This window comes from Streptomyces sp. (assembly GCF_036524955.1).
In the GTDB taxonomy this organism is placed as follows: domain Bacteria; phylum Actinomycetota; class Actinomycetes; order Streptomycetales; family Streptomycetaceae; genus Actinacidiphila.
Window position 1 is genome coordinate 1 of sequence record NZ_DATDBG010000077.1, and the last position, 18,730, is coordinate 18,730.

At 74.4% G+C, this 18,730-nt stretch carries 16 protein-coding genes, 5 tRNA genes and 1 pseudogene; 13 read left to right on the forward strand and 9 right to left on the reverse strand.

Annotated elements, in window-relative coordinates; genetic code table 11:
* Window positions 1-209: 209 nt before the first annotated feature.
* The 3 genes and pseudogenes from VIW71_RS06635 to VIW71_RS06645 form a co-directional block, all read left to right on the forward strand.
* A pseudogene (locus VIW71_RS06635) lies at window positions 210-620 on the forward strand (glycerophosphodiester phosphodiesterase family protein); the annotation flags it as partial.
* Between the two features lie 123 nt (window positions 621-743).
* The gene (locus VIW71_RS06640; RefSeq protein ID WP_331621052.1) at window positions 744-1,349 is read left to right on the forward strand and encodes an RNA polymerase sigma factor; all 606 of its coding nucleotides are present in this window, start codon (window positions 744-746) and stop codon (window positions 1,347-1,349) included.
* Window positions 1,350-1,553: 204 nt separating this feature from the next.
* Window positions 1,554-2,060: a GNAT family N-acetyltransferase gene (locus tag VIW71_RS06645; protein ID WP_331621053.1), complete on the forward strand. Its 507-nt coding sequence runs from the start codon at window positions 1,554-1,556 to the stop codon at window positions 2,058-2,060.
* A gap of 92 nt (window positions 2,061-2,152) precedes the next feature.
* On the opposite strand, the gene VIW71_RS06650 is transcribed toward VIW71_RS06645, so the two are convergent.
* Window positions 2,153-2,632, reverse strand: a complete 480-nt coding sequence (locus VIW71_RS06650) for a hypothetical protein (RefSeq protein WP_331621054.1) — start codon at window positions 2,630-2,632, stop codon at window positions 2,153-2,155.
* Window positions 2,625-2,993 carry a hypothetical protein gene (locus VIW71_RS06655; RefSeq protein WP_331621055.1) on the reverse strand — a complete coding sequence of 123 codons (369 nt, stop codon included), beginning with the start codon at window positions 2,991-2,993 and terminating at the stop codon, window positions 2,625-2,627. Before VIW71_RS06655 ends, VIW71_RS06650 begins: the two co-directional genes overlap by 8 nt.
* A gap of 453 nt (window positions 2,994-3,446) precedes the next feature.
* Between VIW71_RS06655 and VIW71_RS06660 the strand changes: the two genes are divergently transcribed.
* Window positions 3,447-4,505: a methionine ABC transporter ATP-binding protein gene (locus tag VIW71_RS06660; RefSeq protein WP_331621056.1), complete on the forward strand. Its 1,059-nt coding sequence runs from the start codon at window positions 3,447-3,449 to the stop codon at window positions 4,503-4,505.
* 86 nt (window positions 4,506-4,591) lie between these two features.
* On the opposite strand, the gene VIW71_RS06665 is transcribed toward VIW71_RS06660, so the two are convergent.
* Window positions 4,592-5,395 carry a class I SAM-dependent methyltransferase gene (locus VIW71_RS06665; RefSeq protein ID WP_331621057.1) on the reverse strand — a complete coding sequence of 268 codons (804 nt, stop codon included), beginning with the start codon at window positions 5,393-5,395 and terminating at the stop codon, window positions 4,592-4,594.
* Between the two features lie 187 nt (window positions 5,396-5,582).
* On the opposite strand from VIW71_RS06665, the gene VIW71_RS06670 reads away from it, so the two are divergent.
* The 5 genes from VIW71_RS06670 (at window position 5,583) to VIW71_RS06690 (ending at window position 14,135) form a co-directional block, all read left to right on the forward strand.
* Complete coding sequence (locus VIW71_RS06670; protein ID WP_331621058.1) at window positions 5,583-6,248, forward strand: GNAT family N-acetyltransferase; 666 nt, start codon at window positions 5,583-5,585, stop codon at window positions 6,246-6,248.
* A gap of 149 nt (window positions 6,249-6,397) precedes the next feature.
* Entirely contained in the window at window positions 6,398-7,600 is a 1,203-nt protein-coding gene (gene cbiE / locus VIW71_RS06675; RefSeq protein WP_331621059.1) for a precorrin-6y C5,15-methyltransferase (decarboxylating) subunit CbiE, read from the forward strand.
* A 335-nt stretch (window positions 7,601-7,935) separates the two neighbouring features.
* Window positions 7,936-11,634 carry a nicotinate-nucleotide--dimethylbenzimidazole phosphoribosyltransferase gene (gene cobT, locus VIW71_RS06680; RefSeq protein WP_331621060.1) on the forward strand — a complete coding sequence of 1,233 codons (3,699 nt, stop codon included), beginning with the start codon at window positions 7,936-7,938 and terminating at the stop codon, window positions 11,632-11,634.
* Between the two features lie 466 nt (window positions 11,635-12,100).
* Complete coding sequence (gene cobA / locus VIW71_RS06685) at window positions 12,101-13,333, forward strand: uroporphyrinogen-III C-methyltransferase (RefSeq protein ID WP_331621061.1); 1,233 nt, start codon at window positions 12,101-12,103, stop codon at window positions 13,331-13,333.
* Window positions 13,326-14,135 carry a TrmH family RNA methyltransferase gene (locus VIW71_RS06690; RefSeq protein WP_331621062.1) on the forward strand — a complete coding sequence of 270 codons (810 nt, stop codon included), beginning with the start codon at window positions 13,326-13,328 and terminating at the stop codon, window positions 14,133-14,135. Before cobA ends, VIW71_RS06690 begins: the two co-directional genes overlap by 8 nt.
* A 70-nt stretch (window positions 14,136-14,205) precedes the next feature.
* Here the strand turns inward: VIW71_RS06690 and VIW71_RS06695 are convergent, their stop codons facing one another.
* A complete protein-coding gene (locus tag VIW71_RS06695) occupies window positions 14,206-15,528 on the reverse strand; it encodes a serine/threonine-protein kinase (protein ID WP_331621063.1) in 1,323 nt (440 codons plus the stop codon).
* 255 nt (window positions 15,529-15,783) lie between these two features.
* On the opposite strand from VIW71_RS06695, the gene VIW71_RS06700 reads away from it, so the two are divergent.
* The 4 genes from VIW71_RS06700 (at window position 15,784) to VIW71_RS06715 (ending at window position 18,153) form a co-directional block, all read left to right on the forward strand.
* Window positions 15,784-16,020 carry a hypothetical protein gene (locus VIW71_RS06700; RefSeq protein WP_331621064.1) on the forward strand — a complete coding sequence of 79 codons (237 nt, stop codon included), beginning with the start codon at window positions 15,784-15,786 and terminating at the stop codon, window positions 16,018-16,020.
* A 331-nt stretch (window positions 16,021-16,351) separates the two neighbouring features.
* Window positions 16,352-16,528 carry a hypothetical protein gene (locus VIW71_RS06705; RefSeq protein ID WP_331621065.1) on the forward strand — a complete coding sequence of 59 codons (177 nt, stop codon included), beginning with the start codon at window positions 16,352-16,354 and terminating at the stop codon, window positions 16,526-16,528.
* 272 nt (window positions 16,529-16,800) lie between these two features.
* A complete protein-coding gene (locus VIW71_RS06710) occupies window positions 16,801-17,820 on the forward strand; it encodes a phosphotransferase family protein (protein WP_414720679.1) in 1,020 nt (339 codons plus the stop codon).
* A gap of 33 nt (window positions 17,821-17,853) precedes the next feature.
* On the forward strand, window positions 17,854-18,153 hold the full coding sequence (locus VIW71_RS06715) for a zf-TFIIB domain-containing protein (RefSeq protein WP_331621067.1): 300 nt from the start codon (window positions 17,854-17,856) through the stop codon (window positions 18,151-18,153).
* Between the two features lie 118 nt (window positions 18,154-18,271).
* On the opposite strand, the gene VIW71_RS06720 is transcribed toward VIW71_RS06715, so the two are convergent.
* The 5 genes from VIW71_RS06720 to VIW71_RS06740 all read right to left on the reverse strand — a co-directional run bounded on the left by VIW71_RS06720 (window position 18,272) and on the right by VIW71_RS06740 (window position 18,722).
* Window positions 18,272-18,343, reverse strand: a tRNA-Val gene (locus tag VIW71_RS06720).
* A gap of 20 nt (window positions 18,344-18,363) precedes the next feature.
* Window positions 18,364-18,435: transfer RNA gene (locus VIW71_RS06725), tRNA-Val, on the reverse strand.
* A gap of 32 nt (window positions 18,436-18,467) precedes the next feature.
* Window positions 18,468-18,539: transfer RNA gene (locus VIW71_RS06730), tRNA-Val, on the reverse strand.
* 1 nt (window position 18,540) lies between these two features.
* Window positions 18,541-18,614: transfer RNA gene (locus tag VIW71_RS06735), tRNA-Cys, on the reverse strand.
* Between the two features lie 35 nt (window positions 18,615-18,649).
* Window positions 18,650-18,722: transfer RNA gene (locus VIW71_RS06740), tRNA-Gly, on the reverse strand.
* Window positions 18,723-18,730 lie beyond the last annotated feature (8 nt).

The following is an 18,730-nucleotide window of genomic DNA, read 5'->3' on the forward strand; positions in this document are numbered from 1 at the left end:
CAGCACAAGACCGGGCTCGGCAGGCGAGCCGTCTCTCCGCGGCGCGCTGTGCGCGACCGCCCTCGGTGCCGGCGGCGCGGTCCTCGGCGCGGCCGGCACCGCGCGGGCGCAGGACACGGCGGGCGGCGCGGGCGGCACCCGGCGCGGCGGCGTGCACGGGCTGCCGTACCCGGCGATCATTCGGTCGGCTCGGCGTGGCCGCCCCGAAGATCCTCCTGCTGTCCGGCCCCACCTCGCGGCCCTGGGACTTCGTGGTCTCCGGCGACCAGCGCACCGTCGCCGACCTGGTCACTCCGGCCGGCCTGGCCTGGACGGCCGGCTTCGCGCAGGGCATCGGCCCGACCACCGACCTGGTCATCCCGCGCGACGCCGCGGGCCGGCTGCAGGCGCCCACCCCGCTGGTCGCGGACGCCCACCGGGCGGGTCCGGTCGTCCACCCGTTCACCGGGCGCAACGAGAACCAGTTCCTGCCCTCGGATTTCAAGGTCGGCACCGACCCGAACGCCTACGGCGATCCGCTCGCCGCCTACCGGACCTGGCTCGCCACCGGCATCGACGGCCTGTTCACCGACAACCCGGACACCGGCGTGCTGGCCCGCGATGACTTCCGGAACGCGTGACCGTACGGTGGGCGTCCCCACCTCCGGGCGGCCGGAAACCGCTGTACCCCCCGGCGCCACACGATGAGGTGAAACCGGCCGCCCCGGGCAACCGCCCGGGGCGGCCGGCCCGTGCCCGGGGACATGCAGACCTCCACGGACGCACGCCAGGACTGCTGCCACGCCGGCCCTTCCGACCCGCGCCCCGACCCCGGCCGGCGCACGGGCCCGTACGACGGCACCTACGCCCCGCTCCGCCCGCTGCTTGCCGCCGAGGCCGCCGCGGAGGCGCCGCCCGGCGCGGGCATCGAGGCCGACGACCTCGAACAGGCCGTCTGGCTGCGGCTGCTGGAGCTGGGCTCCCCGCCGGCCGAGCCCGGCCACTGGGTGCGCCGGGCGGTACGCGCCGAGGCCCGCGCCGCCGCCCTCCGCAGCCGCGGCGAGCTCTCGTACGACGATCCGGCCGGTGGCGGACCACCGGTCGCGTACCCCGGCGGTGTCGAGGACGAGGTGGTCACCGCCGAGCAGCTCCGAACGGTCAGGACCGCGGTGCGACTGCTGCCCGGCCGCTGTCCGCAGCTCGTCGCGGCCATGATGTCCTCTTCTGATCCTACTTATCGGGAAATCTCCCGTGAGTTGGGAATCTCACAGGGCAGCCTCGGGCCGCTGCGCTCGCGCTGTTTCGGCTGTCTTCGGACGATCCTGAATTCGAGGGTTGGATCCCCGGTAGGACGGGGTAAGGCACGGTAAACAGTCAGCGGCAGTGGGCAAGCTCGGCGCGCCCGGACGTGACTGAGTCGGGTGGCGTCGTACCGGTACCCGGTCGGATTGTTTGTGCGATCATCGGCGCCACGGAGGCGGCGCACATCCGCACCAACTCCACTCAGGCACACGTCCCGGGCGATCACGTCACTCTCAACTGCCTGGACGGATTCGAAGGGGAGGCCTGCGCGCATGGGCATGAGCGTGACCATCTCTACGGCGGAGCACAGCGACGCCGAAAAGATCCTGAAACTCCAGTACCTCTGCTACCAGGGCGAGGCCGAACTGTACGGCGACTACACCATCGAACCGCTCACCCAGACCCTGGACGAGCTGCGGGCCGAACTCTCCGAGGGCGTCGTCCTCGTGGCGCGGCTCGGCGAGGAGGTCGTCGGCTCGGTACGCGGCGCGGTCGACGACGACGGCACCGCGCGCATCGGCAAGCTGATCGTCCACCCCCGGCTGCAACGGCACGGGCTCGGCGGCCGGTTGCTGGCCGCTCTCGAAGGACGGCTCGCCGCCGAGGCGGAGGCCAAGCGGTACCGGCTGTTCACCGGCCACCGCAGCCAGGTCAACCTCCGCATGTACCGCAAGCTGGGGTACGAGCAGGTGGGCGTCGCCAAGCCGGTCAGCCGCAGGCTGAGCCTGGTCACCATGGAGAAGCCCGCGGGCACCGAGACCTACGCGGCCAGCGCCTAGACCGTTTTTGGAAGTCCAGCCTGCTCCGCCCTCCCGGCGGCCGGCGCTACCTCTCGCACACGGCCCGGACCGTCCCGGCCGACTTCGCGGAGCTACACTCCGACGCCGCCGGTCTGCTGTGCTCCCGCCTCCGCCTCCGTACGGGCGGTCCGGCGCAGCCACAGCAGACCGGCGACCGGGAGAGCGATCGGCAGGAAGAGATAGCCGACCCCGAAGTCGGACCAGACCGTCGCGTCGGGAAAGGCGGAGGAGTCCACCACCGTCACGGTGCCCACCGCGATCACCCCGGCCAGCTCCGCCGAACAGCACGCCAACGCCACCTTGCGGGCCGCCTCGCCGCCTCGCCACAGTGCGACCGTGATGACCGCGTAGACCACGCCCGCCACGGCCGAGAGTACGTAGGCCAGTGGCGCCTCGTGGTACTTCGTGCTGATCTGCACGATCGACCGCGACAGCGCGGCCACGGTGAACACCCCGTAGAACGACAGCAGCAGCCGCCCGGGCCCGGCCCCGATCCGGCCCGCGGGCACCGGCTCCGCCTTCGCCGCGGGGCGGGAAGAGTCCTCAGCCATGTCCGCCTCCCCAGATGTCGTGCAGGCGCAGTTCCAGGACGGCGAGGATCACGCCGCCGGCCGCGACGATCGCCGAGCCCCAACGGCTGCGCTCGGCCAGGGACATGAAGGCCGCCGCCGGAATCGTGCAGGCCGCGCCGATCAGGTACGCGACGAAGACCGCCATGCCCTGCTCGGGGCGGTCGCCGCGGGCGAGTTGCACCACGGACACCACCAACTGGACCAGGGTGGCCAGTGTCACCACGGCCATCCCGCCGAAGTGCCAGTCCTTCGTCGGCGAGTCACGGTACGCCGCCAGGCCGCACCACGCGGCGAGCAGCAGCGCCGTGACGGAGACCGTGATGATGACCGCGTCGAGCATGCGAAGACTGTATTACGGGCGGAAACACCCGCCGTCTCCCACCCCCGGGCCGCCGCCGTGCCGCCCCCGTCGGAATCGGAAACATGTCCGCACAGTGAACAATCCGGCCGGAACCCGGGCCGAGGACGGATCTCTGCTTTACTGGGACTCATGACCACGACGAACCGCCGCTGCTCCGCGACCGGGGCGACCACGCCCGGTGTTCGTCGTGCCTGTCGCATGTGTGACGACCAGAAGGTCCACGACATCTGAGCCTCGCGCCCGAAGCGAGCCCCGGCGTCACGACCCGGTAGAGCGCGGATCGCGCCACCGGCCCGTAACGGCCTGAACGGGGATGCTCTCGTGCCCCTCTCCCGCAAGAACGCCCCCCCGCGCGGCGGTGTGTCGGTGTGTCGGCATGCCGACAGCTACCGCCATGCACCGCCGCGCGCCCACGAACGATGGACGCGATCAGTGATCACCACCACCGGCCTGACCAAGGTCTACCGCTCGCGCGACCGTGAGGTCACCGCCCTGGACGGGGTGGACCTGTCGGTACGCGAAGGCGAGGTCTACGGCGTCGTCGGCAGCAGCGGTGCCGGCAAGAGCACCCTGATCCGCTGCCTCAACCTGCTGGAACGCCCCACCTCCGGCACCGTCGAGGTGAACGGCCGGGACCTGACCGCGCTGGCCGGACGTACCGACCGGGTGCCCGCCGCGCTGCGCGCCGCCCGGACCGGCATCGGCATGGTCTGCCGCCGCTTCGACCTGCTCTCCTCGCGCACCGCGCAGGAGAACGTCGAACTGCCGCTGGAAATCCTGGGCGTCGCGGGCCGCCGCGAGCGGGCCCGCCGGGCCCGTGACCTGCTGGACATGGTGGGCCTGTCCGACCAGGCCCGCGCCTACCCCGCGCAGCTCTCCGGCGGCCAGAAGCAGCGGATCGGCATCGCCCGCGCGCTGGCCTGCGACCCCAGGGTGCTCCTGTCCGACGCGGCCACCCCCGGGCCGGACCCGCAGACCACCCGCTCGGTGCTGGGGCTGCTGCGCGAACTCAACCGGCAGCTCGGTCTGACCGTACTGCTCGTCACACACGAGACGGACGTCGTCAAGGCGGTCTGCGACTCGGCGGCACTCATGAAAGGCGGACGCATCGTGGAATCCGGCACCGTGGCCGAACTGCTCGCAACCCCCGGCTCGGAACTCGCCGAGGAGCTCTTCCCGCTCGGCGTCCGGGCGTCCGGCCCCGACCGTACGGTGGTGGACCTCACCTTCCACGGCGAGAGCGCGACCCGGCCGGTGATCTCGCAGCTCGCGCGCACGTACAACGTCGACATCGCCATCCTGGACGCCGCCGTGGAGACCTACCGCGGCAGGCAGCTCGGCCGGATGCGGATCGAACTGCCGGGGCGGTTCGAGGACAACGTGGTGCCCATCGGCTTCCTGCGCGAGCAGGGCATCCAGGTCGACGTGGCCGGGCCCGCCGGCGTGCGGACGACCGCCGGCCGTACGACGGTCCGGGAGGCCGTGCGGTGACCTGGCCGCGGACGCACCCGCTGCTCACCCGGGTGTGCGGGGAGACCCGCGGACGGTGATCCGGGCGGCGGTCGCCGTCCGGGCGGTCAGCCGTAGCGCAGCCAGTAGACGTCCGTCATGTACGGCAGTTCGATCGCGCCGCCGCCACCGCGGCCGGTCGCGTCGAGCGATGCCAGGACCGACTCCACCTCGGACCGGACGCGTGCCTGCGCGGCCGGGTCCAGTACGGCGATGTGACTGGACGACATCATGCGTTCCACGACGTCCGCGACGGTCGTCGTGTGCGGGTTCGGCCAGTGCCGCTCCTCGATCGTGCCCCAGCCCTTCCGCGCGGCGAACGCCTCCCGCCAGCCGCCGCCCGCCGGATGGTCGCCGAGGCCGGAGGCGAGCGGCGGGCTCGGCAGGTCGCGGGGCGCGAGCCGGAAGTAGATGTCCTGGAATTCCCGCACCCATGGCACCGAGGTGTCGTACGTGTTCCACACCAGCGCCAGCGCGCCGCCCGGCCGCAGCAGCCGCTCCACCTCGGCCAGCGCCGCGTCCTGCTCGAACCAGTGCCAGGACTGCGCCGCCACCACCGCGTCCGCGCACCCGCCGGGCAGCCCGGTGTCCTCCGCGGTGCCGTCCGTCGCCGCCACGCCCGGCAGCAGTTCCGCCAGCCGCTCGCGCATCTCCTCGACCGGCTCCACCGCCAGCACCTCGGCGCCGGTCAGCGCCAGCAGCCGGGTGAACTTGCCGGTCCCCGCGCCCAGGTCGACCACCGTACGGCCCGACTCCAGGGGCAACGCGTCCGCCAGCGCGGCGAGCGCGGCGAGCGGATAGGAGGGCCGGGAGCGCTCGTAGACCCCCGCGGCCCGCTGATAGCCGACTCCTGCTGCGTGGTGCACTGTCACGCGCGCTGACGGTAGCAGCATCGGATGACGTCCACCGATACCCGTCCTGACCGGCATTCCCCCTACTCTGGAAGGGCGTTCGCCGTCCCGCTGCCCGCTGAACCCGCCGCGGGACCCTGCCCGGCGCACGCCGCGCCTGATGCTGCATGCTGTGCAATCCACACATGCCCTGGTTACGGAGCAGCGAATGACCGCCATCTTTCCGGACATCTCCATCAGTACGGAGCGACTGGTGCTGCGCGCGTACGAGGAGGCCGACATCCCGGCGCTCGCGGAGATGATGAACGACGAACTGGTCGTCGCGTGGACCGGCGTACCGCAGCCGTACACCGCCGAGGACGCCCGCGAGTTCGTCACCAAGGCCGCCGCGGACGAACGCACGCAAGGCCGCGGCCTCGTCCTGGCCGTCACCGAGTTCCTCACCCAGCGGCTGGTGGGCACCGTCCACCTGCAGCGCACCGACTGGCGGATCCGCGCCACCGAGATCGGCTACCTCACCGCTGCCTGGGCGCGCGGCGAGGGCTACGCCAGCGAGTCGGTGCTCGCCGTGTGCCGCTGGCTGTTCGAGCAGCAGGGCTTCGAGCGCGTCGAGTTGCGCACCGCCGCGGACAACACCGCCTCGCAGCAGGTCGCGCAGAAGATCGGCTGCGTCAGCGAGGGCGTGCTGCGCAACGCCGGCATCGTCCGCAGCCGGCCCGAGGACGACCCGGACGGCCGGTGGTCCGAGATCCGCACCGACCTGCTGGTGTGGAGCCTGCTGCCGGAAGACCTCGACGAGGGGGACGAGGCGCTGGGCGGCAAGGCCCGGGACGACGCGTACGACAACTACACCGCCTACGCCGACTGGCGCTGACCTCGGCCGCACACGGCGGACCGCTCCGCGTTAGGGTTCTCACCCCGGGACCGTGCCGCGGCTCACGACCTCGTGACCGCGCGCGCAGCGACCGCGCCGGCCGTGACCGGGGCCGCATCGATCCGCACCCGCGATGGAGGCAGACGACGATGGCCGACCGGGTCACCGTGATCGGATGGGACGGCTCACCTCCGTCCGAGCCCGCCCGTGCCGCGCTGAGCGCCGCGACCCTGGTGGCCGGCACCCGCCGCCACCTGGCCCTGCCGTATGTTCCGGAGGACGCCGAGCGGATCGTCCTGGGCAGCATAGAGATCGCCGCCCGGCGGATCGCCGGGCACCGGGGCACCGCCGTCGTGCTCGCCGACGGCGACCCGGGGTTCTTCGGCGTGGTCCGCGCGCTGCGGGCGCCCGAACACGGCCTGGAGGTCGAGGTCGTCCCCGGCGTCTCCGCCGTCGCCCAGGCCTTCGCCCGCGCCGGGATGCCGTGGGACGACGCCCGGGTGGTCGTGGCGCACAGCCGCACCCTGCGCCGCGCGGTCAACGTCTGCCGCGCCCACCCCAAGGTCGCCGTGCTCACCTCGCCCGGCGCGGGCCCCGCCGAACTCGCCCTGCTGCTCACCGGAGTCCACCGCACCTTCGTCATCTGCGAGGCACTCGGCACCGAGCAGGAACAGGTCACCGTGCTCACCTCCGACAAGGTCGCCGACCACATCTGGCGCGACCCGAACGTCGTCCTCGTCGTCGGCGGCATGACCTCCTCGGCGCCCGGAGTGGCCGGACGCGGCGGCTGGATCGCCGGGCGCGACCCCGGCTTCCCCGGGCCGGTACGCGGCTGGGCGCTGCCCCCCTCGGAGTACGGCGGTCACCTCCCGGCACAGATGCGCGCCTTCCAACTGGCCCGGCTCGGGCCCCGTACCGGGGATCTGGTCTGGGACATCGGCGCCGCGGACGGCGCGGTCGCGGTCGAGGCGGCCGGGTTCGGCGCCGCCGTGATCGCCGTCGACCGGGACGCCGACGCCTGCGACTGGATCACCGCCACCGCCCGCCGCGTCGGCGTACCGCTGCAAGTCGTGCACGGCACCGCACCGCAGGCCCTGGAGGACCTCCCCGAACCCGACGTGGTCCGGATCGGGTGCCCCGACGCCGAGGTGACCGCCGCCTGCGCCGCCCGCCGACCCGAGCGGATCGTGACCGCCGTGGCGACCCGGGACGAGGCCGAGGCGATCAGCAGGGCGCTGACCGAAGGCGGTTACGAGGTCGAACGCGCGCTCCTGCAATCCGTCGAACTGGACACCGACTGGACCGAGCGCGAGAGGTCCGTGACGTTCGCCCTGTGCGGCACCCGACGCTGATCCGGACATGATCAAAGTGGTCGCGGCTAGCACGTTTGCGCCGGTCGCGGTGGTGTCCGCCGGGCGGTGTGAGATGCGTCCCGAGGTACGGACTACCGGACTTCCGGTGCGGTCCCGGAGGGTAGGCTGACCGATCGTTGTGCTGTCGTCGTGCGTTGACGGGGCGTCGAGATCTCCCGGCGCCGCGCACCGACGTGCCGCATGCCCCGCACGCTCGTTCTTGATGGTGGGGATCGCGCCGGGTCCCCCGGCGCGGCCAGGAGCGGGGGTCCCCAGCGATGCTGGGGGAAGGGCACAGCGCTGGAAGGAGCGAAACCGATGGGCGAGGGGCACGCATGACGGACACCGGTCAGATCCCCGGCGAGGGGCTGCCGGAGAACGGCGTCGGAGAAGCGGTTCAGCGGCCGCACACCGGCCTTCCCGGCAACGGCGTACCGCAGCAGTCCGGATGGGGAGCGCAGCCGCAGGCCGACGCACCCTCCGGCTTCGGCGGCGCGGCCCACGACTCCGCGTACACCTACCTCGACCTCGACCACCCCGCCGCCCCCGGCACCGGCCTGGACGACGAGGACGACGTCCTCCTCATGCCCGGTCCGCAGGGAAGCTGGAGCGACCCGCAGCCGGTGCCGCCGCAGCCGCCGATCGCGATGCCGGCCGAGGGGCCGGCCCCGGTTCCGGCCGGCGGGACGGGGACGGGGCCGTTGCCGGGGGCCGCTCCGGTTCCGGCCACGGTCTCCCCGGCGTCCGGCTCCGGACCCGCCGAGGCCGCGGGCAGCCAGCCGCCGTCCCCGCCCGCGCCGCGCCGCCCGCTGCACCTGGGCCCGCCCCTCCCGGAGACCCCCACCGGGGGAGTGTCGGTACGGTCCCTCGCCGATCGCGGCCCGGCCGTACCCGCCTCCGTACCGCCCGCCTCCGGACCGCCCACCTCGGGGCCCGAATACCTCGACGTGCCCGCGGACGGCTCCACGGCGATCCCCGCCCAGCAGACCGGCGAGGCCGGGCCCGCCGTCCCGGTCCCCGGCAGCGCCTGGCCGGTGGCGCCTGCCGCCTCCCAGCAGTCACTCATTCCGCACGCGGACAGTGTGGTCCCGCCGCACGGCGGTTTCCCCTCGGTGCCGTCGGATGCAGGCCCGCAAAGCGCTCCCGGCGAGGGGGCCGCGCTGAACGCGGCTGCCGCCCCGAACACGGCTGAGGCGGATACCCCGGCTCCGGACGGAGTCCCGAGCCCCGATGAGGCGGCGTCGGCGAACCCGATCGCGGCTGCCCCGGAGCCGGCAGCGGCGGATGCGCCGGATCCGGCCGCCCCGGACCTGGGCGGGGCCGGTGCGCCGGACCTGGTTGGCGCACCGGACGCGGCTGAGGCGGGTGCCCCGGCTCCGGTCGAGGCCGGAGTCCCGAATCCCGCCGACGCGGGCCCTCCGGCCCCGATGCGGCCTGATGCCCCGTATCCGGCCGCGACCGGCGCTGCGGCCCCGGCCGAGGGGGACGCCTCTGCCCCTGTCGAGTCGGGTGTCCCGAATCCGGCCGAGGCGGCTTCCCCGGCTCCGGTGGAGGCGGGCGCGGGCGCCCCCGACCCGGCCGGAGCCGTCGCTCCGGATACGGCCGGGACCGCCCCTGCGAACCCCGCCGGGGCCGGCGCCCCGGCCCTGGTGGAGGAGGGGGCCCCCCACCCCTTCGGGTCCGACGCCCCCGCGCTGGTGGAGGAGGGCGCCGCCCAACCCCTCGGGTCGGGCGGCCCGACCCCCGTCGAGGCCGCCGTCGCGGCTAGGGCCACCCCGGCCGCCCCGGTCGCGGCGGAGCCCACGCCCTTGCCGCCGCCCGCCGACGGACCGCGGTTCGCCACTCCGGGCCTTCAGCCGGACCCGGCGGACGGTCCGACGGAGCACGCGGTGCCCACGGACACCCCCGCCGCCGACCCGCCGGTGCCGGTCGTGCCGCAGGACGGAACACCGAGCGCAGGCACCCCCGTACCCGCCCCCGGTGACCCTTCGCCGGGCCGGACGGTCCCGGCGCCCGACGACGCCCCGGCCGACGGGCCGGTCCCCGCCGGGGACACGTCCGCCCCCTCCGCCGTCACGGTGCAGCCGCAGGCGGTCGCCGCCGAAGCGCCAGCCACCACGGGAACGCCGCCCGCCGGCACGCCGGTCGGCGACCCCGCCCGGTGGGACCCGGCCGCGGGCACGCCCCCGACCGGAACGCCGCTCCCGGCGCAGGCCCCGCCCCCCGCACCCGGCGGCGTACCCGAAGCCGTACTCCCCGCCGCGGAACCGGCCGCCGCCGAGGCGGACGTGCCGGAGACCGCGGCGGCGGAAGCGTACGAGCCGGCCGTGCGGGACGCCGTGCACCGGGTGATCCGGGAGCGGCGGGACATCCGGAACGGCTTCCGTCCCGACCCGATCCCGCACGACGTGCTGCTGCGGGTGCTGGAAGCCGCGCACACCGCGCCCAGCGTGGGCCACTCGCAGCCGTGGGACTTCGTGGTGATCCGCTCCGAGCGGACCCGCGAGCGGATGCACGACCTGGCCATGCGCCAGCGCGACGCGTACGCCAGGACACTGCCGAAGGGCCGAGCCCGGCAGTTCCGCGAGCTGAAGATCGAGGCGATCCTCGACACGCCGGTGAACATCGTGGTGACCGCGGACCCGACACGCGGTGGCCGCCACACCCTCGGCCGCCACACCCAGCCGCAGATGGCCCCCTACTCCTCCGCGCTCGCCGTGGAGAACCTGTGGCTCGCCGCGCGGGCCGAGGGGCTCGGCGTCGGCTGGGTCAGCTTCTTCGACGAGCGGCAGATGGTCGCCGAACTCGGCCTGCCCGAGCACCTGGAGGTCGTCGCCTACCTGTGCGTGGGGTACGTGGACGAGTTCCCGGACGAGCCGGAGCTGACGCAGGCCGGCTGGTCGCAGCGGCGCCCGCTGTCGTGGGTGGTGCACGAGGAGGAGTACGGCAACCGGGCGCTGCCCGGTGAGGACCCGCACGACCTGCTCGACGAGACCCTGCGCGGTATCCGCCCGCTGGACGCGAAGGCGCTCGGCGAGGCGTGGGAACGGCAGAAGCGGATGACCAAGCCGGCCGGCGCGCTGGGCATGCTGGAGATCATCTCCGCGCAGCTCAGCGGGTTGTCGCGGATCTGCCCGCCGCCGATCCCGGAGCCCGCCGCGGTGGCCATCTTCGCTGGCGACCACGGCGTGCACGCCCAGGGCGTGACGTCGTGGCCGCAGGAGGTCACCGGGCAGATGGTCGCCAACTTCCTCGGCGGCGGCGCGGTCTGCAACGCGTTCGCCAACCAGGTGGGCGCTGAGGTGTGTGTCATCGACGTCGGTGTCGCCGCCGAACTGCCCAGCACTCCCGGGCTGCTGCCGCGCAAGGTACGGCCGGGCACCGCCGACTTCACCGCCGGTCCCGCGATGACCCGCGAGGAGGCGCTACGGGCCATCGAGGTGGGCATCGAGACGGCACGCGACCTGGTGGCGGCGGGCAACAGGGCGCTGCTCACCGGTGAGATGGGCATCGCCAACACCACGACGTCCGCGGCGCTCATCGCCGTGTACACCGGAGCCGACCCGGCCGAGGTCACCGGGCGCGGCACTGGCATCAACGACGAGATGCACGCCCGCAAGGTCGACGTGGTGCGCCGCGCACTCGACCTGCACCGGCCCGACCCGGACGACCCGATCGCCGTCCTCGTGGCCATCGGCGGCCTCGAACACGCAGCGATGGTCGGCCTGCTCCTCGGCGCCGCAGCGCTGCGGACCCCCGTCATCCTCGACGGGGTCAGCGCGGGCGCCGCGGCCCTGGTCGCCCGCGCCATCGCCCCGGAAGTCCTCGCCGCCTGCATCGCCGGCCACCGCAGCGCCGAACCCGGCCACGTCGCGGCCCTCACCACCCTCGGCCTGCGCCCCCTCGTCGACCTCGACCTCCGCCTCGGCGAAGGCACGGGCGCCCTGCTGGCGCTTCCCCTGGTCCAGAGCGCGGCCCGGGTCATGCACGAGGTCGCCACATTCGACTCCGCCGGGGTGACGGAGAAGTCGTAGGACCCTGTCCGGCATGTCCGGCACCGCACGAGGGGCCCCTGTCCCGCACGGGGCCCCTCGTCCGGCGCACCCGTTTTCCCGCCGCGACGGGCTGACGCCCGAGCTCCTGGAGCGAGCGGCCGAGGAACGAGGCAGCCCGCTCCAGGAGCGAGCAGCAAGACCGACCGCAAAGCGGCGAGCGGGACGGCGCGCTCCGGCAGCGCAGCGCCGACCGCAACCGGTCCCGCGAGCCGTGAGCTGCGCGGCTTCTCGCCGCCACGGCGGGAAAACGGTGCGCGCCGAGGCGTGAGCCCCGGAACCGAGGAGCGGGGGCCGGCCCCCTTCTCCCGGGTGCGCCCCTGTTCCCGCCGCAGCCGCGCGGCGCACCGCACCGTAACCTGGGAGCCAGCCCGGGAAGAGCGTGCCGGCCGCGCACGCCCGGCACCCCCGTACCGTGGAAAAGAAATTCGCAAGGAGCCGCCGCACCATGGAACGTCATGACGCGCCCGCGTACCCCGTAGGACTGCGGCTGGCCGGGAGGCGGGTGGTGGTGCTCGGGGGCGGGCAGGTGGCGCAGCGGCGGCTGCCCGCGCTGGTGTCGGCGGGAGCCGACATCGTCGTGCTGTCACCGTCCGCGACACCGTCCGTCGAGGCCATGGCGGCAGCCGGCGAGCTGCGCTGGGAACGGCGCGCGTACCGGGACGGCGACCTCGCGGAGGCGTGGTACGCCCTGATCGCCACCACCGACCCGGTCGCCAACGCCGCCGCCTCCGCGGAAGCCGAGGCGCGGCGCGTGTGGTGTGTACGCAGCGACGACGCCGACGCGGCAACCGCCTGGACCCCCGCGACCGGCCGCACCGAGGGCGTGACCGTGGCCGTACTCACCGGCCGTGACCCGCGCCGGTCCGCCGCGGTACGGGACGCGGTGGTCGCCGGGCTGCGGGACGGCACCCTGGTGGCGCCGCAGCACCGGGCCCGGACGCCGGGCGTCGCGTTGGTCGGGGGCGGCCCCGGCGACCCCGACCTGATCACCGTCCGCGGCCGGCGGCTGCTCGCCGAGGCCGACGTGGTGATCGCCGACCGCCTCGGCCCGCGCGACCTGCTGGACGAACTCCCGCCGCACGTCCAGGTGATCGACGCGGCGAAGATACCGTACGGCCGGGCCATGGCCCAGGAGGCGATCAACGAGGCCCTGATCGAGCACGCGAAGGCGGGCAAGGCCGTCGTACGGCTCAAGGGCGGCGACCCGTACGTCTTCGGGCGCGGGATGGAGGAGGCCGAGGCGCTGGCCGAGGCCGGTATCCCCTTCACCGTCGTACCCGGCATCTCCAGCTCCATCAGCGTCCCCGGGGCCGCCGGTATCCCCGTGACGCACCGGGGCGTCGCGCACGAGTTCACCGTGGTCAGTGGCCACGTCGCCCCCGACGACCCGCGTTCCCTGGTGGACTGGACGGCCCTGGCCAAGCTGCGCGGCACCCTCGTCCTGCTGATGGCCGTCGAACGGGTCGGCGCCATCGCCGACACCCTGGTCGCGGGCGGACGGTCCGCCGGCACGCCGGTCGCCGTCATCCAGGAGGGCACCACGGCCGCGCAGCGCCGCGTCGACGCCACGCTCGCCACCGTCGCGCGGACCGTTGCCGAGGAGGGCATACGGCCGCCCGCCGTCATCGTCGTCGGCGAGGTGGTCACCGTCGGCCCGGCGGCGGCGGACCGTGCCTGAACCGATCACCGTCGACGACCCCGCCGACCCGCGGCTCGCCGACTACACCTCCCTCACCGACGTCGAACTGCGCCGCCGCCGCGAACCCGCCGAAGGTCTCTTCATCGCCGAGGGCGAGAAGGTCATCCGCCGCGCCCTGGCCGCCGGTTACCGCATGCGCTCCATGCTGCTGTCCCCCAAGTGGACCGACCCGATGCGCGACGTCATCGAGGGGGCCACGGCCCCGGTCTACGAGGTCACGCCCGCGCTGGCGGAGGAGGTGACCGGCTACCACGTGCACCGCGGCGCCCTCGCGTCGATGCACCGCAAACCGCTGCCCTTCCCCGCGGACCTGCTGGCCGCCGCGCGGCGGGTGGTGGTGATGGAGGCGGTCAACGACCACACCAACATCGGCGCGATCTTCCGCAGCGCCGCCGCCCTCGGCATGGACGCCGTCCTGCTCTCCCCGGACTGCGCCGATCCCCTGTACCGCCGCTCGGTCAAGGTCTCCATGGGTGCGGTCTTCTCCGTCCCCTACGCCCGCCTCACCACCTGGCCGCAGGATCTCACCGCGGTGGTGCGCGTCGCCGGTTTCCCGGTGCTCGCCCTCACCCCGGCCCCGGACGCGACGGATCTCACCACCCTCACCCCGCCCCCCCGTCTCGCCCTCCTCCTCGGCGCGGAAGGCTCCGGCCTCACCCCGCACGCCCTCGCCGCCGCCGACACCCGGGTCCGCATCCCGATGTCCCACGACATCGACTCCCTCAACGTCGCCGCCGCGGCGGCGGTCGCCTTCTACGCGGTGAACACCCGCCGCGCGTAGAGAGTGCGGCCACGCCTCGCCCGGCGGGGCCCGTTGTCTGCCCGGGGTGCCGCACGCGACCTCGCCGGCGTCAGCGGGCGGAGCCGGGTCCCGCGCCGCCGTCGAGGCGGGCGGCGGACGGCGCGCCGGGCGTGCCGATGGCGCCGGTGAGCCGGTGGCACCCCTGCAACGCCGCGATGCACACCGCCGCCAGCAGCGTCACGATCACGAAGACGACGATCCGCTGCCGCATCAGCCGACCGGAACGGGTCGCGGGACGACGCCCGGCCGGCGTACGGGCCGGTGTGCGCGGTGACGGATGCGTGGGGCGGTCCTGACGCGCGGCGCGGTCCTGGTACGAGCCGGAGGTGTGCCGCGGTGAACGGTCCTGCTGCGAGGAGCGGGCGCCCGCCGGGCGCGAGGCCGGCGTGCGCGCGCCGGACCGCTGCGCGCCGCCGCCCGTGGACGGGCCGGACGCCGTACGGCGCTCGGTGCGCTGCTGCGCGTACTCGTCCGCGCGCCGCCCGGTCGGCCGCTCCGGGTGCGGCCCCGGCGCCTTCGGGGCGCCCTCGCGTCGCGGGGCGGCGATGCCGCGGGCCTCGCGGGCCGCGATCTCGGCCAGCCGCCCGGAGAGCTGTGCGGTGCTGGGCCGTTCCTCCGGGTCCTTGGCCAGGCACGCGTACACCAGCGGCGCCAGCGCGTCCGGGACACCGGCCAGATCCGGCTCCTCGTGCACCACCCGGTAGAGCATCACCTCGGAACTGCCCTGGCCGAACGGGGAGTCGGCGGTGGCCGCGTACGCCAGCGTGGCGCCGAACGCGAACACGTCCGTGGCCGGTGTCACCGCCGCCCCCCGCACCTGCTCGGGCGCGAGGAACCCCGGCGAACCGACCGCCGTACCCACGTGGGTGAGCGTGCTCGCGCCGGTCGCCCATGCGATGCCGAAGTCGATGATGCGCGGACCCTTGGGTGACAGCAGGATGTTCGACGGTTTGAGGTCACGGTGTACGACGCCGGCCTCGTGCACCGCCACCAGGCCCTCGGCCAGCGCCGCGCCGATCGAGGCGACCTCGGCGGCGGGCAGCACCCCGCGTTCGGCCACCTTGTCGTGCAGCGAGGGCCCGGGCACGTACTGCGTGGCGAACCAGGGCCGTTCGGCCTCCAGGTCGGCGGCCACCAGCCGGGCCGTGCACCCGCCGCGGATGCGCCGGGCGGCGGACACCTCGCGGGCGAAGCGCGATCTGAACTCCTGGTCCTCGGCGAGTTCGGGCCGGATGACCTTCAACGCCACTCGCTGCCCGCGCTTGTCCGCGCCCAGGTACACAACGCCCATGCCGCCCGCGCCGAGCCGGCGGTGCAGCCGGAACGCGCCGACGACCCGCGGATCCTCTCGCCGGAGCCGCATCATCGCCATGTCCCCTACCTCCCGTGGGGAGGCCCCACTCCACTCCGCTGACTGACCGGTCGGCCGCCCACAGCTTACGGACTCCGGTCCCGGTCCGTGCTGAAGGCCCGCAGGCGACGGGCCGTGAATTGTCAGTGGTGGGTGGGAACCTGGAGAGGAGGGAGCGGGACCGGCGCTCGGAGGGAGCGAGCAGGAAGACCGACCACGTGCGGGAGTCCCGCTCACGATGCGCCAACGGTCCTTCCACGAAGGGGGAGTGACGCCGTGAAAGGTGATCGTGTGGAGATAGTCGTCGACGCGGGGGACACCACCCGCACCTACGAAGTGGTGGCCACCCGGGCCGGCGGCAGAGTCGAGACAGCGGTGCGGCGCGGAGTGGTCGAGGTGAGCGAAGTGACCCGCAGCGGCACGGTGGTGCGCACGGCGCGCTTCATGGCGAACCGGGTCCTCGCGCTGGTCGAGCAGCCGGTGCCGAGGGAGGTCGGGCAGGAAGCGGGCTGACGGCGGGCGCGGGGCGCCAGGGTAGTGGGCTGAGCTCGGCCGGGCCGGGAACCCTCTCAGGGAGGACCCGGAGCCCGTCCAGACCTGGTCCCGCCCTCCACCCAGGGGAGTATCCGGGGTGCCCGCAGTCATCCTCCGGGAGGCCTGTCAAGAGGTACGAGGGGGTGACGACCGGAGCTTCGGGCGCACCTACTGTTGAGTTCAGGCGGCGGACGAAGCACTCGTCCCCCGAGGTCAAACGTCCGCCGCTGCCCGGTTCCGGCTGCGCCACCAGCGCGAACACCGGGACAACAACAGAAGACCTGACCACAGCGGACGTCGGGAGTCAGCGATGGCGAACACGGCACAGCGCACCGCGCGAGCCGCCACCCGCCCACGCACCACCCGGCATCCGCTGGTGGCGGCGGCCATGGTGCTGCCGCTCGCCGCTCCCCTCGTCTACCTCTTCGGCGGTGTGGACGCGGTGGTCACCCAAGTGTCGTCCGTAGCCGGCCTGATGGGACGCTGAAGCCAGCACCCCACCCCGGAAGAGCGGTCCGGGTCAGGACCAACCGGCACCACCCCGTGGGGACGGGGGTACGGCGGACGACTGCGGTTGCCCGGGTATCAGCCGATACCCGGGCATTACGCTGTCCCGGTACCCCCGGTGCGGGGGGCGCGCGCCCGCGGGAGCGGCGCCGTGGGAAGGACGTGGTGAACGTGGGCGGGGCGCGCGGGGCACCGGGGGAGGTCCACGGCGCGGATGACCGGTTGGTGGCGCGGCTCGGGGGGCTGGCGGCTCTGGCGGGCGAGCCTGCGGGCGCGTGCGGCGGAGTGCCGGGCGGGACGTCGTCGGCCGCGCGTGCCGGCGCGGGGCCGGTCGAGGCGGGGCCTGCCGGCGTCCACGGCGGCGCGGTCGCCGTGCTGGCCCGGCGGGCCGACGCCACGGTCGTACGGGTCGGCGGCGCGGTCGCGAAGGCCCACCCGCCGGGTACGGACACCGGGGCGCTGCGGGTGCGGCTCGGTGTCGCGGCGCACCCGCTGTCGCGGGGCGTCCTGTTGCCGCCGTACGGGGTCGAGCCCGCCGTGCTGGAGGGGCGGGCCGTGAGCGTGTGGCCGTACGGCGTGCCCGTCGATCCGGGGGAGCCGGAGGCCGCGCCCTGGGAGGAGGCGGCCACGCTGCTGGCACGGTTGCACGCGATTCCCCCGGACGACCTCCCGGGGCCGCTGCCACCGATGCGGGGACCCGCGAAGGTGGCCGGGGCGATGGCCCGGCTGCGGGGCGCACCGGACTCCGCCGCCGCCCGAACCGTACGGCGGGCCTGGCGCCGCCTCCCCGCCTGGGCCCGCGACGAGGCCCCGTACGAGGGCCGCTCCGCCCTCTGCCACGGCGACTGGCACCTCGGTCAGCTCGTCCACGCGCAGGCGGAGGGACGGGTTCCCCCGCCGCCCGCCGGGGACGGTCCGCTTCCGGGCCCTCGCGCGTACCCTCCCGCGCCCGCCGGGTGGCGGCTGATCGACGTGGACGATCTGGGGGTCGGGGACCCCGCGTGGGATCTGGCGCGGCCGGCGATGTGGTTCGGCGCCGGGCTGCTGGCACCGGGCACGTGGGCGCGGTTCCTGGACGCGTACCGGGCGGCCGGTGGCCGCGCGGTGGCCGCCGCGGGCGATCCGTGGCGGGACCTGGACGTGCCCGCCCGGGCCCTCGCCGTACAGTCGGCGGCGACCGCGGTCGCCAAGGCCGCCCGCGACGGGCGGGAACCGGACGAGGCCGAGTCGCAACTGATCGGCGCCTGCGCCCGTATCGCCCAACTACAGTGATTGCACCCCTTATCGCGAGGAGACGAACCGACCATGGTCTGCCCCAAGTGTCACGGCCACATGCAGACGTACAACCGCAACGGCGTCCAGATCGAGCAGTGCGGCAACTGCCGCGGCATCTTCCTGGACTACGGCGAGCTGGAGGCGCTGACCCAGCTCGAGGGCAAGTGGACCCAGCCCGCCTCGCCGCCGCAGGCGTACCCCGCGCCGCCCGCGTACCCGCAGCCCGCCCAGCCCGCCTGGGGCGCCCCGCAGCACGGCGGGCACCACGGCGGCGGGCACTACGGCCACGGCGGGCGGCACGGCTTCGCCCGCATGCTGTTCTCCTCGTAGCCACGACCCCCGCGAGCCCAGCCGGGCTCCCGGGAGGCGGGTCCGGCTCCCGGGAGCCCGGACACGACCGAGGGCCGGAAGCTGATCGCTTCCGGCCCTCCGGGCTACGCGCCGTGCGTGGACGATACTGGGATTGAACCAGTCACCTCTTCCGTGTCAGGGAAGCGCTCTCCCGCTGAGCTAATCGTCCTCCGTGCTGCGGGTGCCGCGTACGCGATACTGGGATTGAACCAGTGACCTCTTCCGTGTCAGGGAAGCGCTCTCCCGCTGAGCTAATCGCGCGGGGTTTCCTGCCAGGACCCGCAGGGGTCCAGTGGACGATACTGGGATTGAACCAGTGACCTCTTCCGTGTCAGGGAAGCGCTCTCCCGCTGAGCTAATCGTCCTTGGAGGTGGAGACGGGATTTGAACCCGTGTAGACGGCTTTGCAGGCCGTTGCCTCGCCTCTCGGCCACTCCACCAACACAGCGGGGGTTCGGGAAGATCCCCCACATCGAGCGGACGACGAGATTCGAACTCGCGACCCTCACCTTGGCAAGGTGATGCTCTACCAACTGAGCCACGTCCGCAGGGCTGC